The 16,074-nt window shown below is 58.6% G+C and carries 11 protein-coding genes; 2 read left to right on the top strand and 9 right to left on the bottom strand.

What is annotated here, in order from left to right:
• Positions 1-84: 84 nt before the first annotated feature.
• Together I6I94_RS04250 and I6I94_RS04245 are read right to left on the bottom strand one after the other, a co-directional pair.
• Positions 85-594, bottom strand: coding sequence for a hypothetical protein (locus tag I6I94_RS04250; RefSeq protein WP_006888276.1), 510 nt, complete (start codon positions 592-594; stop codon positions 85-87).
• A 448-nt stretch (positions 595-1,042) separates the two neighbouring features.
• Positions 1,043-1,624: a hypothetical protein gene (locus I6I94_RS04245; RefSeq protein WP_006888034.1), complete on the bottom strand. Its 582-nt coding sequence runs from the start codon at positions 1,622-1,624 to the stop codon at positions 1,043-1,045.
• Positions 1,625-2,111: 487 nt separating this feature from the next.
• Between I6I94_RS04245 and I6I94_RS04240 the strand changes: the two genes are divergently transcribed.
• Positions 2,112-3,434 (top strand): hypothetical protein, encoded by a 1,323-nt coding sequence (locus tag I6I94_RS04240; protein ID WP_201620929.1) that lies wholly within the window; start codon positions 2,112-2,114, stop codon positions 3,432-3,434.
• On the opposite strand, the gene I6I94_RS04235 is transcribed toward I6I94_RS04240, so the two are convergent.
• The 6 genes from I6I94_RS04235 to I6I94_RS04210 all read right to left on the bottom strand — a co-directional run bounded on the left by I6I94_RS04235 (position 3,431) and on the right by I6I94_RS04210 (position 13,821).
• Positions 3,431-5,068, bottom strand: coding sequence for a pentapeptide repeat-containing protein (locus tag I6I94_RS04235; RefSeq protein WP_201620928.1), 1,638 nt, complete (start codon positions 5,066-5,068; stop codon positions 3,431-3,433). The two genes, I6I94_RS04240 and I6I94_RS04235, sit on opposite strands and share 4 nt — an antisense overlap.
• 153 nt (positions 5,069-5,221) lie before the next feature.
• Complete coding sequence (locus I6I94_RS04230; protein ID WP_201620927.1) at positions 5,222-7,024, bottom strand: hypothetical protein; 1,803 nt, start codon at positions 7,022-7,024, stop codon at positions 5,222-5,224.
• Positions 7,025-7,850: 826 nt separating this feature from the next.
• Positions 7,851-9,494 carry a pentapeptide repeat-containing protein gene (locus I6I94_RS04225; RefSeq protein ID WP_201620926.1) on the bottom strand — a complete coding sequence of 548 codons (1,644 nt, stop codon included), beginning with the start codon at positions 9,492-9,494 and terminating at the stop codon, positions 7,851-7,853.
• 7 nt (positions 9,495-9,501) lie between these two features.
• Positions 9,502-11,001, bottom strand: coding sequence for a pentapeptide repeat-containing protein (locus tag I6I94_RS04220; protein ID WP_201620925.1), 1,500 nt, complete (start codon positions 10,999-11,001; stop codon positions 9,502-9,504).
• A gap of 120 nt (positions 11,002-11,121) precedes the next feature.
• Positions 11,122-12,369 carry a pentapeptide repeat-containing protein gene (locus I6I94_RS04215; RefSeq protein ID WP_172425654.1) on the bottom strand — a complete coding sequence of 416 codons (1,248 nt, stop codon included), beginning with the start codon at positions 12,367-12,369 and terminating at the stop codon, positions 11,122-11,124.
• 132 nt (positions 12,370-12,501) lie between these two features.
• A complete protein-coding gene (locus I6I94_RS04210; protein WP_201620924.1) occupies positions 12,502-13,821 on the bottom strand; it encodes a chloride channel protein in 1,320 nt (439 codons plus the stop codon).
• A gap of 354 nt (positions 13,822-14,175) precedes the next feature.
• Between I6I94_RS04210 and proC the strand changes: the two genes are divergently transcribed.
• Complete coding sequence (proC, locus tag I6I94_RS04205; protein WP_128087487.1) at positions 14,176-15,024, top strand: pyrroline-5-carboxylate reductase; 849 nt, start codon at positions 14,176-14,178, stop codon at positions 15,022-15,024.
• Positions 15,025-15,193: 169 nt separating this feature from the next.
• Here proC and I6I94_RS04200 read toward each other — a convergent pair whose 3' ends face one another.
• Positions 15,194-16,024 carry a DUF559 domain-containing protein gene (locus I6I94_RS04200; RefSeq protein ID WP_236588933.1) on the bottom strand — a complete coding sequence of 277 codons (831 nt, stop codon included), beginning with the start codon at positions 16,022-16,024 and terminating at the stop codon, positions 15,194-15,196.
• Positions 16,025-16,074: the final 50 nt, after the last annotated feature.

Below are 16,074 nucleotides of genomic sequence, written 5' to 3'. Positions count from 1 at the left end.
GTGTACCCGTAAACGTGGTTGAGCACCCGGCGGAACCAACAAACACCGGGTGCTCAACTTTTCTCTATGGGATTATGGAGGACTCTACCCAATCCTCCGTGCGGTGTACACGTAGTATCCAATGCACGCCGCGAATTCCAGGGGAACACCAATCAGCGCCCACAACGCATCTGGCGAATTAGCCCCTGACATTATCAAGTTCACCCACAGGGGAGAGACCGCCACACACAGCACCGCGCCCACACCATTTACGGTGCGAACCAGGGCGCCGCCGCGGCGGAAGTTGAAACAAATATTGGCGGTCACATGCGCCAGTGCATACGCCAGCATGAACTGCCCAATCGGGTGGAACATCACGTGTGCCCACTGCGAATAAAGGTCTCCACCCAGCACCGCTGCAAACGTAAATACGTACGGTAATGCCAACCCAATCACGCGCGCCGTGTACAGGACTGACAGTATCTTGGGGGAGGTGGTACGGTGACCCGCCGAAACCTTGGAAGCGCTGAACGAGGCTCGCAGGTTCGCCGGGCCGTCGCTGATACGGCCACCACCGATCTGGGCTGTTCTTACCTGTGTTGCGCTATTGCTCATTGCGTGCTTCCTCAGTTAGTCGAATTTCCAGCATACTCTAAGGTTTTTTGAAAACTGTCATACTTTCGGATTATTTATCAAATCTTTATATTGCTATGACGCGGAACAACACGAAAAAGCGAATAGGTTGCTGTGTGGGATAAGCCAAAAATGGGCCTTCTTTTTCTACCCGGTAAGCGCCAAGAAGCCCCAACTGTCTAATAATGACGCCAAAAACTGGGGGTTAACCCTCAAAACTTTGAACGTGTTTTGACGGGAAGGCCCTCCAAGAGGGCAGAAAGAGGTGTCCAATATATGAACAATATGCTGGGTTATATGACGATATGTTACAAACCAACCCTTCACGGGTGCGTTACATCAAAGAAGGCGGAATCTGCACCAGCAGACCCTGTGGGTGGGTTGGCTGCCTGGCAGAACTCCGCCTCCTGCGATGGGCGCAGAACGACCTCTACTCTTCCTCTTCGTCCTGCCAGAACTGTGTATGCTCCGGGGCTGCGGCTGTCTTTGGAAAATTCTTAAACGTCAAATAGAACAGGAACCCGCTGGTAATCAGCTCGGCAAACGGCACGGTGATCGTCCACCACCCCACAAAGGTTTCCCGCAGGTTCTGCGACCACGGCATGAACTGGAGCACAATGCTCATAAACACCACGGAGAGCACAACACCAGCCAGGTAGCGGCCCAACAGGGCAATAAATGCTGGCTGCTTTCCGCTGTTAAACCACAGCACACTCAGTATCTCAAACAGCACATACAGGAGAAGGAAAAGCCCCACCGGGGAGAGCAGATCGGGGAACGCGTCAATAGTGATAGCGCGGCGCTCAACCAATAAAAAGAAAAGTGCCAAAGGAATAACCGTGTAGAGAGTTCTGCCCACCGCCAGGTATTTCACCAGGTTTTGGGTTTTACGTTTTTTAGCTGCTGCTTTTTCCGCCGCCGTTTGAACGCCCGGCACCCTCACAATCGGAATCATATTAGTGGGTGCGGGCAGGGTTGACGGTGTGCTCTCGCTTGGATTTTGCGGCTCCATCGCAACTGGCCTCTCTACTTGTCGGGTATAAGTAAGTATACCGTTGCCAATGGGGGAAAAGCGCTAGCTGAAGGAACGCTGAGGTTTATCCGCAGCTTGCCCAATGCTGCATCCCAAGGAATATGCGAGTGCACATAAAACCGAAGTAAAGATTTTCTATGCAGATAAAACTTCATTTTATAGGGGTGACTATGGATATATATAGAATTTTTATGCTTCAAATATTTATGAGATGGGCAGAATGAAACCGGTCATTCGTCACTGTTTTTATCCGATAACACATACTCACAGAGCATTAGAAAAGGCTGCACCGTCACCCCGTGGCACCATCCGGGCCGCCCCAACCGTCAGGGCACGATCAGCTCAATAGGCGCAGAAACCTAACTATGCGTCCTATTAAGGACAGCCAGCCAAACCGGTACCGTACCCAGGAACGGCTGGTACCCTGGGGCACACCCGAATCCGCTTCCACATAATAGGGAAAGCCATGAACGTAGAGTACCCGAGTGAAAACGACTGCTCACGGCTACTGACTGCCGCTGCACGCGCACGGCTGCAGCTGCAGCATATGGCGGAATCACCCCTGCAATCTGCCATTATTGAGAGTTTTTTCCCCGAGGTTATGGAGCACACACAGATTAAACGGGTAGTAGCCAGCGGATATATAGACTACTATCGCATTTTTGTAGACCGTCCTGTTTTCTCTGATCCCCCCAGCCTGCTAAAAGCCATGAGAAAAGTGGCCCACTGCCTGGGGTCCGCCCTGACAGTCTTAGACGGTATGCGCGCTGTCCCACCGTTTGGTGGGTCATCCCAGCGGGACAGTATTGCGCGGGCATGCGAGAAACAAACACACCGTGCGCAGCAGCTAACAGAGGACGCGCGGGCGCTTCAGCATCGAGTGGCGGGGGCGAGAACCACCGCAGCTGCCCTCGGGCGCGCAGGCACCCCGACTGCTACAGTGCCGCCGACATTCATTACGTACGCTGCGGCAGCCCAAGAGCTCGCCCACCGCGCCCTCACCCTCAGCGAGTGGGCAGACAGAAGGCTGGATGAGGAAAAATACGGCAATGGCGCATCCGGCCAGACGGAGCAGCTGTGGCACCTTTGTCTTCAAGCTGATATGTACTCCGATGCCGCCGCGCGCCTTATAAAACCAGCGCTACAGTACGTAGAGGAGATGGAAAAACATCTGACTGCAGAAACATATTTCAGCTGGTATGAGTACGCGCAAAAAGTGGTACGGACAATACGCACAAACCTGACGCACCGTAACATTCCGATCATGGACAGGGTGTTAGAAAAACTTAATGCATTAGAGGCATCCTTATCTTTGAAAGGTGCCAATGCGGTGCCCGCAGCCGTACTTGTTCAGGAAGCAATCCTCCTAAGCGACGATGTATGCTACTGCATACTTCCCGATGACCCGTCCGACGCCCTCATTGACTATATCTTGGATTCTTGCGCTGAGGACGATTCTGACTCTTTACAAGCCAAAGAGCGAATCACCTACAGGGCGAACGATTGGTTGCCCCTGCCGCCACGATATCAAGGGCGTTTAGAGTGGCTTCGTCAAACCGCCTTTGACCGGCCTGTACTGCCTATTCTATTTCAAAATGTTTGTGAATACCGGCTAGCGGACCAACAGATACGTGAAAGCCTTCACGCTGCCTACCCGCAGATACACGCCAGCGGTCCAGACTCCCCGCAGGCCGTGCAGGCCCTCACCGAGGCAATACAAGCCCATATTTTCTGTCCGCTAGAGGCCCTCCGCCATGAGCACCTCCGGTTTATGCGCAAGTACAGCTAATCCTCACCAATAAGCTCACGCGCCCAACGGGCGAACTCTTCCACCGCCTCCTCAGAGACCTGGTGCGGCAGGTGCGCATACTCCGCAGCCGGGCCGGGGCTGGCCGGGGCCACAAAAGCCGTGGGGTGAAGCACCTGCCGGTGTTCCTGGAGCTCATCAAGTTCATCAAACTCCAGCGCGCGGGCACCCAGCGGAAGTTTCCCACTAAACCGGACAGGGGACTGGGCAGCACCCCGGCCGGTAAAAACATTCCGGGACGACGGGTTAAAGACGCAGCCCGTAAAAGAGACAGAAGCATTCCCCCAGCCAACACTGGTGAAGAGCACACCATCGAAGAAACCCGAGGCATCAAAAATAACGGAGCCGGTGCTCTCGCCATACATTGAGTTACTAAAAGACACCTCTGCCGCATATATGGAGCCAGAATAATTGACCGTACCGCCAGTAAAAGAACAGCCCGAAAAATGCGCGGCACCATAATATTCACACCCGGTAAAACTGGTTCCCTGAGCAAAAGCGGAGCCTGAAAAATCCGCATCAGCCCAGCAGACAGAATAGCTGAAATCGGCTGCAGCCGCGTAGGAGCACCCATCGTGACGAACCGTATCAGCGTACCGGCCAAACCTAAAATATGCGGCGCCCTCAAAAACGGACCCGCTGAATATGGCCGGGCAGTCATACCCGGCACCGCCGAACTCGGCACCCGCACAATACACACTATTACTGAAATCAGCCACCGTACCGCTGTAGGTGGACTCATCATACAGGGCCAGCCCCTTATAGGTGCACCCCCTGAACAAGGCATCACCACCGTAGTAGGTGTCTGTAAACTCAGCCAGCGCCCCGAACGTGCACCGGTCAAACCGCGCCCCGCCCTTAAACGACGAAAAACCAAAAGAGGCGTCACCATAATATGCTGCACCAGAAAAATCGGTGCACTGAGCAAAATACGCATGGCTAAAGCAGGCTTCTTCCAGGAAAATACAGTCCCTAAAAGCCATTTCTCCCATGCAATATGACGCCTTCAACAGCACCGGGTAGAAAAATACGGCACCCGAAAAATCATAATCCAGCCCCGACCACCGGCTGCCCTCCGCCTCCTGCAGATCGGGGGTGCCCCCGGTGCACGGGGGAGTGCCGTAGTCTGACTCCTGCACGAATCGGTCATGGATAGCCTCAAGGATGCACCCGCGTACCAGCGCCTCAACCGCCAGGGCGGATTTCTCCGCCTGAAACTGCTCACGCTGCGTGCGGGACAGGCCTTCCGGGGCGTCACCGAGCAGACGCATATAGTACTGCGCCAACTCTGTGCGGCTTGAGGCGCTACCCGCCGGGAAAGGGGAGCGGATATAGGCGCAGAGCTCATGAATAATTGCTTGCGCCTCACGGGCAGGCTGGTTTGGGTTGGGGTGCTTGCTGGTGATCTGGTCTGCGGCTGGGGTGGTGAGCCATTCATCAGCCAACTCTATGAGGGCCAGTGCCCCAGCCAGCCGGGTATCGGCATCAGCACTACTGAGCTGGCCGGTCGCCGCGATGCGCCTCTGCCCGCGCCCCACACCCACACTCTGCACGCCCGAGGGCTGGGCTGATTCGGGATACTGAGCTGATTCGGGATACTGGGCTGCGGGTCTCATACGGTGCCTCTCTCAACAGGTCGGGCAACCCGGCAACGGGGAGCAAACATTTAGCATATGCGTGCACAAACAGCAGGCGCTCGCCCATCACCGGCACAACAGACACACACCCACATATTCACATGCGGGCGCATACACGCGGTGCACCTGAGGCTACACCGCTACCGGCTGCGCCTCCTCCTTCGGGGAGTTAAGGCCGCGCACCCACCGCGTGAACCCTTTATCCTCCGGGCCCACATTCGCTAGATGCTCCAGCTCAGAGACAGTCAGCACCCGCGCATTCTCGGGGTAGCCGTCCACCAGTTTAATGCTGTACTCGCTCTCGTCAGCGGTCGTAAAATCATTCGCCCGATCCGGGTTAAACACGCACCCGGCAAACGAAGGGGCCTGCTCCGAGAACCGTGCGCCCGCCACCGTCACATCCCCAAAATATGCGGCGCTGCTAAAATCCGGGTACTTCTTATACACGCACCCGCCCAAATTCGCCTTACCGCAGTAAATCGACTCATAAAAATTCGTGTAATTCGCGTAGGTGGAGCCGCTGAACGAAACAAACCCACGGTGCAGGCACTCGTTAAAGTAGGTGTACCCCTGGTAGTCGCACGCCTCAAACACGGCCGAGCCCTCATAGGTGGACTCGCTAAAATCGGCGTCGCCCCGGTAGCAGCAGCGGCTCAGGTTCACATTACCCCGGTAGGTATTTCCCGAAAGGTACGCACCCATCAGGTAGGTGCACCCGCTCAGGTTTGTCTGCCCGCCGTATACGCTATCACCCAGCACAACCGCCTTGTGGTAGGTGGAGCCGCTGAAATCGGTGTCCCGGTTAAATGTTGAACCGCCAAAATCGGCGCGCTCACGGTAGGTGGAGCTGGCAAAGTTCACGTTCTTGAAATACATGCACCCCGTCAGGCGGGCCTTACCGTGCCACACCGACTGCGAAAAATCGGTGGCACCCTCATAGATAGAGCCCGCCAAATCGGCGTTCTCACGGTACACGCACCCGCTGAAATCCGCGATATTACCCCGGTACTGGCACTCGCGCAGGCTCACATCCGCCGCATACACGCACCCGCTCAGAAGCGCCTGGTCACGGTACACGCACCCGCTCAAATCGGCGTGCAGGCCGTAAGTGGAGCCGCTCAGGCGCACCCGCCTCTCATAGGAGGCATTGGCGAACGTGACGCTGCCACGGTAGGTTGAGCCGAAGAAATCGACGTCCCCATCGTACTGAGAATCCTCAAACCGTGCTTCACCCCCGTAGGTTGAACCGGCGAAGCTCACATACCCGCGGTAGATGGAGTCGCTAAAACGCACCTGCTCACCGTACTTAGAGCCGCTAAACACAGCATCGGCGGCATACAGGGACGCCCCGAAATCTGCGTCAAAACGGTACGTGCACCCACGGAACGACACCTTCTCACCCCACGCCGACTCGCTAAAATCCACGGGGTAGAAGAACGTGGCACCCGAAAAATTGTAGGAAAGACGCGACCAGGCGCCGGTGAGCATATCGGCCTCAGCCGGAACCCGATGGGAACCGCCCGCACCGTCCCGCAGCTGCCAGCGCACCCTGTCATGAATCTCAGAGAGGATACGTTCACGCACCTGAATCTCGGCCTCAAGCTCGGCCTGCTCCGCACGGAACCGACGCATCTGCTCCAGGTCTTCGGGGGCATCCCCCAGCAGGCGTTTCTGCTCAGCCGCCAGGGGGAACGGGGAACGCACATAGGAGCACAGCATGTCAATGACGGTCTGCGCTTTGCGGCGGCGCTGGGTTTTCGTCAGGTGCACCGCCTGCAGCCACTCATCGGCCAGCTCAATAAGCGCCAGTACGGCGCTCATGCGGGTAATGGGCTGAACATCCCCAAGCTGGCTTGCCGCCGCTGCGTACCTATCGTGCCGCAGCGCATCCTCAAGAAGGCGAGAGTCGCCAAGCGACGAGCTGGGTGTATTCATGGTTTACTCCTGCGTAAAAAGATGCGTGGCTGGGTGTAGGCTTTCAGCATACCCGAGGCGTGCCGGGCAACGCACACACTAATAACGAAAATAGATGAGTATAATGCGCAGCGAATATCTGCAGAAAACAAATAATAGACAGCCGGTGCGGTGACCAGAACAAAGCTTTTACTATTTAATACGGGGGCGGTTTCTGGCTGTTGACATGCCGTATTTTTAGGGTTGTTCAAGTGGGCGGGTGTAGTCTGCACGGTGACTGGTGCGGGCGCGCCGTTGGCCTATCGGCGAGCATATTATGCGCTTTTTACCCCGATATTATCACGGTACGGCGGGTGTGCTCGTGGGGTGCGGTGGCGGCAGAACAGCTGCCGCGGGCCGGTGACGGGTGCGGTGGCAGAGCCATCACCGAATACGTTTATTAAAAGTTATGGGGAAAATATTCAAAAATATGAGGGGTAAAATGTATTTTTTATCAATGGTGAGAATACTAAAATAATGTTTTATGATATGTGCCACTGGCGGCCGGGGTGAATGTAACACTCATGTAAAGATTGTGGTATAGGACACTGGTATTACGGGTGTTTACGCGTGTAGGGGCGGCAGCGGGCAAGCATGGGTGCAGTAAAAAGCCGTTAGTGAAGTACTGCATATGAAATATGGGATCAATGGTTGGGGTTTTAGAGGCTCATTCTCTATCGAAGAGTTAACCGCCCAAAAGGCATAACTGTATACCCGGTATCAATAATGTAATGGATATTTCCCAATATCACAGGCATATTCCCAAGTCACCGTATTGATAACCTGGGTCGGGCGGTCGAGAGCACAGCTATATTCCTCTGATCTTTTCAAACCCGGGATGCTGGTAGCGCGGGTCTTGCATGGCGAAAACCCAGGCGTGCAGCTGCTTCTTGAGAACCCGCACCCGCTGGCGGGCAGCCTCAAGCACCTCCGGGTCATCAACCGCCGGGTGGGTGAACGCCTGAACCTGCTGCCGGAAATAGTCGAGCCTGCGAACTTCCCAGAGGGCAAGCACCCGCGACCCCGCCGGGGGAGAGGTCACCGGCTGCGGGAAAGCATACTGCTCACCCGGGGTAAAGATACACTCCGTGAACCCCGGAATCCTGCCGCTAAAATCGGCGGCACTAAAATCCGTCGAGGCTAAAAACGCGGACTCATCAAATATGACCTTCTTGCGAAACACCGTCCCGGTCAGCGTCACAGGCCCTGTAAACACCGAGCTGGTGCAGTACGACTTTTTACCGCACTTCGAGCCGCCAAAATTAACCGGGCCGTGGAACGCCGACCCCGACACCGACAGCCCGCGCCGGTACACGCAGCCTCCAAAATCAGCGCCACCGTAATAGGCGGAGCACGTAAAATCCGGGTGATAGCAGAACACCGAACCCGCATAGTTCACGTCCCCGTAGTACACGCTGGCATCGAACCGCGCCTGCTCACCCGGGCACTCAGTAGCCGCAGCCCGCCCGTAGTAGGTGCAGCCGCTCATATCGGCGTCCCGCTCATACACGCACTCCCGCATGAACGCCGCCCCCTCATAGGTGCAGTGATCCAGCGCCGCCCGGCCACCGTACCGGGACCCCTGAAACATAGCATCCCGGCGGTAGAGGCAGTCGCTAAACACCGCATCAGCACGGTACGTGTTATCGGCAAAACTGGCCCACCCACGGTAGATGCTGCCACTATAATCAACCGTATTCTTATGCGTTGAGCCGTGAAGCCACGCCTCATCAGCATAGGTGCAAAAACGCCGGTTAACCGGCCCCTTATAGTGCCCCTGGGAGAAATCCGCCACACGGTTAAACATGCACCGCTCAAAACTCACTTCACCCCGCCAGGCGCACCCGGCAAAGCGTGCCTTCCGGCGGAAAAACCCGCCCGAAAAATCGGCGGAACCATAAAACACACACCCCTCAAAAACCGCCCTCCGGCCCCAGTACGCCCCCGAAAAATCAACCGGGTAGAAGAACACCGCACCGCTGAAATCATAGGTGAGCGCCGACCACGAACCCGGCGCACCCCCGTGCTGCTGCGGCGTTTTCCCACCCGATACCGGTGCCACCGTATCGGGGGTGCGCAGGCGCGCAGCAATGGCCCTCAGAATACCGCCCCGCAGGTGCGCCTCGGCTCGGAAAGCCTCCAAAGAGGCCTGCAAGCGGCGCTTCTTCTGTGCAGACCATGAACGCCGCACCGTACCGTGGGTGAGGCGCTGATACCGTTTAGCCAACCGAAACGGGGAACGAATATACATGCAGAGCGCATTAATGGCGGCCTGCGCCTGCCGGAGGCGCTGCTTTCTCGGCACCGAAGCATCAGCCAGCCACTCATCGGCCACCCCAATGAGTACTTCTGCAGCCTCCCGCCGCGCCGCAACCTGCGCATCCTGTAAGGCAGCGGCGGCGGCCGTGAACCTAGTGAGGCGGTCAGCCTCCACGGAAGCGGGCAACACCATAATGGAGCTAAGCCGCCTCAGTAAACACGCCCGCAGAATCTGCCTCAGCCTCATCCGGGGCGCTGGCTATCTCATAGCGAACCCAGCGGATCAGCTCAGAGCGGGGCTGCTCAAACTCCCGCGCATTGGTCTCACGCCCCGCCCCGGCAGCCTGCAGCCGCTCAGCAAGCACCTGCCTCTCGGCGGCGGTCAGGGCCCGCGCCCCCTGCGGGACCCCGTCCGCTAAAGGAAGCGGCTGCTTGCTCTTCGCTGAAACCTCAAACACGTTCTCTGCGGCAGCGTTAAAAACACCGCCAGTGAACGCCGGAACCCGTGCGAAAGATGCACCCGAAAAATCGGCGGCCCCCAGCAGGCGAGCCTCCTCAAAATCGGTTTTCTTCTTAAACTTCACTCCCGAAAAGTCGGCCCCGCCGAACCATACGCTGTTATCCAGCCACGCCTGCCCCGCAAATACGCACCCGCCAAAATGCGCCGCACCCCAGTAGACGGTGAACGCCAGGTTAGCGGTGCGGCGGAACGCCGAATCCCCCAGGTACGCGGCACTGTGGTAGATAGAATCCTCAAACCTCGCCCCCCGAGAATAGGTGCAGTGCTCCAGGTTCGCGGTGCCGTAGAAAGTGCTCTGCCAAAAATCGGCGTCCCCACGGTACACGGAATCAGCCAGGTACGTGTACCCGTAATAGGTGCAGTCGCTCAGGTACGCGGCGCCCTCCCACGTGCAGGCGCTCAAATTAACGTTCCCCTCATACACGCAGCCCACCAGGCGCGCATCAGCACCCCAGACGCATTCGCTCAAGCCAGCCCCCGCACGGTACACCGAATCGCTCAGAAACGCCTCACCGTGGTACACAGAACGGTCAAACAGGGCATCGGCCCCATAAATGGAGCGGGTAAAACGCGCCTGGTCGCGGTACGTGCACCCCCGAAAATTCGCGCCCGCACCCCAATACGACTGGGTGAAATCCACGGGGTAGAAAAAGACAGCCCCCGAAAAATCAAACCTCAGGTGCGACCACAACCCGGCGGTAACCTTCTCCGGGTCCGGGGCCGTGTTCGTGGCGGGCTGCCCGCCATCAGACGGCTCCCAGCGCACCCGGTCGTGAATCTCAGTCAGGATGCGCCCACGCACCTGCGCCTCAGCCGCCAGCTCGGTTTTCTCAGCCCGGAACCGGCGCGCCTGCTGCGGGGGCAAACCCTGCGGCTGATCGCCCATAAGCCGCTCATAGTCGTGGGCGAGCTGGAACGGGGAACAAATATAGGCGCACAGGGTGGTGATAATCGTCTGCGCCTTGCGGCGCCCGTACTCCTGAGGGTCGGTCTCATCGGTGAGCCAGTCATCAGCCAGCTCCACGAGGGCGAGCGCCCCACCCAGCCGGATAATCGCCTCAGGGCTGCCCAAAAGAGCGAGGGCAGCTGTGTACCGGTCATGCCGCTGCTGGTGGCTCACAGAAGGGTGCGCAGTTGCTCCGGGGCGAGGACTCGACGGGGAAGGCGTAACAGGGTGCATGATGGGGTGTTCTTCCGGTGAAAGGTCTGTGTCTTGTTATGGTTCGTGCAGTTCTTGAGACGGTATCGATAAATCTATGTAGGTTGATTGCTTTAGTGTACCCCGGTTTGCTGTGCCGCATCAGTCTGCTGTGAGCCCGTGTGCCCACCTGGCGAATGCCTCATGCGCCTGCTCCAGTCGCCGCGCCGCCCGCCGGTGCGCGGCCGAACCGACCGGTTTATCCGCGAGCTGTTCGCGCCGTTGCGTCACCTTCTGCCGCAGTTTAGCGAGCCGGGCCAGCTGGCCCGGGGTGAGCAGATGCGACCCCACCGGGAGGCCGCCTTCTAACACAATGGGGTGCCCCTGCTCGGGGGTGCGGGTGAACTCCTGCACGCTGTGGGGCGAGAAAACGCACCCGCGCAGCGATGGGGCGCAGTTCACAAAAACTGCGTCGGTAAAAATGGCGTCCGCCAGGTACGCGGCGCCGCTAAAATCAGCCGCACCCTCAAAGACTGACCCCGAAAAGACGGTGCGGCCACCCCACGAGCCGCCGCCAAGCCACGCATCCGCGAGGAACACACACCCGCGCAGGCTAGCGGGACCGTAGTATGCTGAAGAGCTCAGGTCGGCATCCCCAGCAAATGTGCACCTGGTGGCGGTAAACGCGCCGCGGTAGGCGCTGTACATCATCACCACGGTACCGGCGAAAGAACAGCCGGTAAAGACGGTATCTGCCCCGTAGCGGCACCCCAAGAAGTAGGCGCCAGCACGGAAAGTACATCCCGAGAAGTTGGCGGCCCCACCCCATGTGCAGCCGCCAAAATACGCCGCGTCCTGGTAGAGGGACTCGCTGAAATCCGCCAGAGCGCGGTAGGTGGAATGGGCGAAGTTAGCGGTACCCGCAAAGGTGGAACACGAGAAAAGAGCGTCACGCATAAAAATACAGTCGCTGAAATCTACCTCATGCTCCCAGCGTGAACCGGTGAAATTCACGGTGCACACAAAAACCGCGCCCGAAAAATTGAACGCAAAACCCGACCACGCGCCCGCCAGGGAAGCGCCCTCAGCGGAAGCTACCGGGTGCTGCACCCGGCGGTGAATCTCCTCCACAATAGCCTGCTGGATGCGCCCCTGCGCCCCGGCACTCTCACCAGCAGGCCCATTGTCGGCTGCAGTATTGAGCGGGGAACGAAGATACGCGCACAACCGGTTAATCACCCCCTGAACGTGCCCGCGGCGCACGCCCACCGGCAGGGACGCTTCACCCAGCCACTCATCCGCAAGCTCCACCAGCGCATACACTGCACCCAAACGCCCCGCCAAATCACCGCCCGTCAGCGCCGCGTACGCTGCATCCCGCCGAGCTTCACGGCCCCTGCCCAAAGCCATACGCATCCCTTTGCCTCCCGCACCAGCTGCTATGACGCCATCACATCGTGCGCCGCCCACGCACCCCAAAACCACCGCCTAGCATAACGGAAACCAACCGCCAGCCACCAACAGCCCCGCAACTCCCGAACGCTACGCCCCCGCAAGCACCCGGGCACGGTGCGCCTCCCACAGCCTCTTCACACCCCACGCCACCCCAACAGCTACCGCGAGCGGCACATACGCACCCCAGCTTTGCCCCGTAAAACCAACCACCAGCGCCACAGAACTCAACGGAGCATCCATCGACAACGCCAAAAACACTGCGGCACCCAGCACCCCCGCCGCGCTCAACAACCCCGTCACCCCCAACGGAAACCCCGAAACCCACGGGCAAACACACACCAGCGTCCCAGCCACCACAAACCCGCCCGAGGCGCCCAACGCCACCCCCGGGGTGAGCGTGCCGCCATACGACCCATGCCGCAAAGCAGCCACCACCAGCACCCCCTTAGCCACAAACAACCCCAGCGTGTACAACAAGGCGGGCACTGTGAACGACCCCACCAGCTCAGCCCGGTTAAACGTCTGCTGCACCAGCGCCCGGCCATTACCCATCACCTCCGGCAGCACCATTGACACCACACCCACCGCCGCAAACACCAGCGGAACCCGCCACAGCACACCCCGGTTTGTGGCCCTACCCCGCTGCGCCCACCCCAGAAGCCGCCGAAACCACAAGGCGCCAGGGGCCAACACCACACCCAGCAGCACCGCCAACGCAAGCGACTCCCAGCATGTTTGCACCAGCACCACCGGGTACGTAGCCTGATCAGAAATCGTCAGATGCGCCGTCGCAGTAGCCACCCCAACAGTGAACGCACCCACCAGAACATTCTTCACCGACAGGCCCAGCCCCAGCGCCTCAAACAAAAACACCACACCCGCAACCGGAACCTGATAATCCGCCGCCAAACCAGCCGCCGCCGCAGAAGCCACCAGCGTGCGCCGCGTACCCTCCGGCAGGCGCCCCCAATCCGCAATACGCCCCGCAAACAGCGCACCCAGCTCACGCGGGGCAACCTCCTTACCCACCGGCGAGCCCGCACCCACCGCCACAATCTGCACCAGCGCATGAACACCCTGCCGCACAAACCCCGGGCGGCGCTCAGCCAACGACTGCGCCCGCACCATAGACTCCACCGAAGCCAACGGCCCGCCACCCCACCGCCGAGACTGCAGCACATACCAGGTAACAGCAACACAAAAACCCACCACAACCAGCGCCACCACGCGCCGAGGAGTAGAAGAATAATACGTAATAATCGGGTGCAGCGTCTCATCATGGCCGAACGCCACAACCTCAATAACCCCCAACACCCAATGCAGCACAATAGCCCCGCACCCCGTGGCCACACCAACCAGCACAACCCACGCCAGAAGAACCGTATAACGCCGAAATGCTCTCATCATTCTCTTGCCGCCGCGCCTCATAACCACGTTGTGCACAAACGCCCGCAGGTCCCCGCGCACCATAGCGCTCAACAACCCGCCGGTTGGGGCAACCCGCGCCCCCACAGCCCGGCACACAGCACCTCGTGCGCACAAGCTTCTTCGGATGCTCACGGCGTCGATTCGGGGCGTAAACCCAAGAACCACGTACACGCGGGCTCCCTACCCCCATTTTACTCTCGCGCAAGCCCACCACCCCTCCCCAGTAGGGCGCAGGTGGCTCATAATAGCCGGGCTGTATGCTAGATAACAAACCCTGTGGCGCGGGCGGCATGCGCCCCGCGACACGAACGAAGCAGACAGTAAGGATCGAAGATGACCGAACATATAGCGTTCCTCGGCACCGGCTCCATGAACGGTTCCATCGCAGCCGGGCTCATCGCGGGCGGGTACCCCGCAGAAGCTATCCGCGCCACCGTGCGCAGTAAAAACTCCATAGACCGCCTGCGCCATCAGTTAGGGCCTAACGGGCGAGATGCCGTCGTGATCGGGTGCGAGCTCAATCCCGAAGCCAACCGTGAGGCGGTCAGCGGCGCATCCGTAGTGCTTCTGGGGGTTAAACCCTATGGAATCGTCGAGCTGGCGCGCGAAATTTCGCCCGCTCTCGCCCCGGATGCGCTCGTCATTTCGGTGGCGGCAGGAGTCACCCTCGATACGCTGCAGAAGGCTCTTCCTGCGGGGCAGCCGGTTATCCGCTGCATGCCCAATACGCCCTCAAGCGTGGGTAAAGGCGTGCTGGCGATCTCAGTGAGTGAGGCCGTGACCGAGAAGCAGCTTGCGCTCGCCGAGAAGATCCTAGAAACCGTGGGTCTGGTAGTGCAGGTGCGAGAAGACCAGATGGATGCGGTCACCGCCGTTTCGGGATCCGGCCCCGCCTACGGGTTCCTGCTGGCGGAGACTATGGCGAGTGCCGGTGTGAAGCTCGGTCTGGATGAAGAGACCGCACAGAGGCTCGCATCCGCAACGATTGCGGGTGCCGGGTACCTGCTGGATAGTAACCCGGATGCCGCCGCTCTGCGCAAAGCGGTCACCAGCCCGAACGGAACCACTGAGCGCGCCATCAATACCTTTATTGACAAGGGACTTTTCGATCTCACCGAGGATGCAATGCGCGCCTGCGCCGCCCGCTCCGCAGAGCTGAGCGAACAGTACACGGCTGACTAGCCCCCGCCTCCTGCTTATTCCTCCCCGCGCTTTCCCTGCGTCACCTGCCGGTGTTCACCCCACCCCCTCATAAAAAGAGCCTTTATTTGAATAAAGCTTTAAAAATCCCGCTTTATTCAAATAAAGGCTCTTTTTGTAAATGGGGCGGGGAAGTACGAGGACGCGATAACTATATAAGGCCAAAGTTGCGAAGCGATTGTTCCAACACTTTCGGGTTTCCGCCATTTACATGCTCCCATCGCAGCCTGATAAGCCGCCACCCGGCACGCATTAACGCGTTTTCCCGCTCTTTCTCGCGGTCAATCGCCCAGCCATCAGGATTCATCACCCGGCTTGTTTGCTTCACGCGCCCGTCGAACTCAACAATCACCCGCTGAGCTTCAAACGCGAAGTCACCTAAAAATTGACCCATCTCCGTCGTAATCGGGTATTGCTCAGTGGGGGATAACCCATACTCGTAGAGCCGCAACCGTGTGAGGGTTTCTCCCGGAGAATCAGATTTATCGCTCATTAACCGTGCCACCTCGCGCGCCTTTGCAGCACCTTTTCGCGGAGAACTGAGAAGCGCATCCTGAACCTCAGAATAGTCCAAACGCGCGCCTTCCTGCTGACGGCTCAGAGCGCCATCTGCAATAACAACCGCATCATCAAGCGGAAGCGTGCGCGCGCATCCAACAACCGTCTCTAGCCGGTTCACAGCGAATACCTTGGATAACACATGTGCGTGAGGGGCTTCCTTCGTGTATCGGTCTTCGTGTACGCGAATATCCGGATGCTGAATGCCGCCGCCAGAGCGCATATGCACTTCGCGAGGGTAATGCAAAACCGGAATGCCGTAGGCGCAGGCTGCGCTTTGGTGACTGAATACGGCAGACTTCAGGCGGCGTGAGAAGGCGGTGATACGTGCTGCATGCTGCTCTGCCGGATTAAGGGCACTCCAATCTTGGGCATATATGTACTGGTTTTGAGCCAAGGGAATGAGTACACCAGACGCATACATTTACTTAACTTTTCTGGCGCTGATTCCCGTATCGGTAAGTTCGGCAAAAC

It is taken from the genome of Rothia aeria (genome assembly GCF_016726365.1).
In the GTDB taxonomy this organism is placed as follows: Bacteria; Actinomycetota; Actinomycetes; order Actinomycetales; family Micrococcaceae; genus Rothia; species Rothia aeria.
Note: the sequence above shows the minus strand (reverse complement) of the source record. Positions and strands in the feature narration are given on the sequence as shown.

Coding starts and splice junctions, on each gene's coding strand:
- I6I94_RS04215 (WP_172425654.1), bottom strand. CDS start 12,369: ATGGCTTTGGGCAGGGGCCGTGAAGCTCGGCGGGATGCAGCGTACGCG.
- I6I94_RS04210 (WP_201620924.1), bottom strand. CDS start 13,821: ATGATGAGAGCATTTCGGCGTTATACGGTTCTTCTGGCGTGGGTTGTG.
- I6I94_RS04200 (WP_236588933.1), bottom strand. CDS start 16,024: ATGTATGCGTCTGGTGTACTCATTCCCTTGGCTCAAAACCAGTACATA.
- I6I94_RS04230 (WP_201620927.1), bottom strand. CDS start 7,024: ATGAATACACCCAGCTCGTCGCTTGGCGACTCTCGCCTTCTTGAGGAT.
- I6I94_RS04240 (WP_201620929.1), top strand. CDS start 2,112: ATGAACGTAGAGTACCCGAGTGAAAACGACTGCTCACGGCTACTGACT.
- I6I94_RS04235 (WP_201620928.1), bottom strand. CDS start 5,068: ATGAGACCCGCAGCCCAGTATCCCGAATCAGCTCAGTATCCCGAATCA.
- I6I94_RS04220 (WP_201620925.1), bottom strand. CDS start 11,001: ATGCACCCTGTTACGCCTTCCCCGTCGAGTCCTCGCCCCGGAGCAACT.
- proC (WP_128087487.1), top strand. CDS start 14,176: ATGACCGAACATATAGCGTTCCTCGGCACCGGCTCCATGAACGGTTCC.
- I6I94_RS04245 (WP_006888034.1), bottom strand. CDS start 1,624: ATGGAGCCGCAAAATCCAAGCGAGAGCACACCGTCAACCCTGCCCGCA.
- I6I94_RS04250 (WP_006888276.1), bottom strand. CDS start 594: ATGAGCAATAGCGCAACACAGGTAAGAACAGCCCAGATCGGTGGTGGC.
- I6I94_RS04225 (WP_201620926.1), bottom strand. CDS start 9,494: ATGGTGTTGCCCGCTTCCGTGGAGGCTGACCGCCTCACTAGGTTCACG.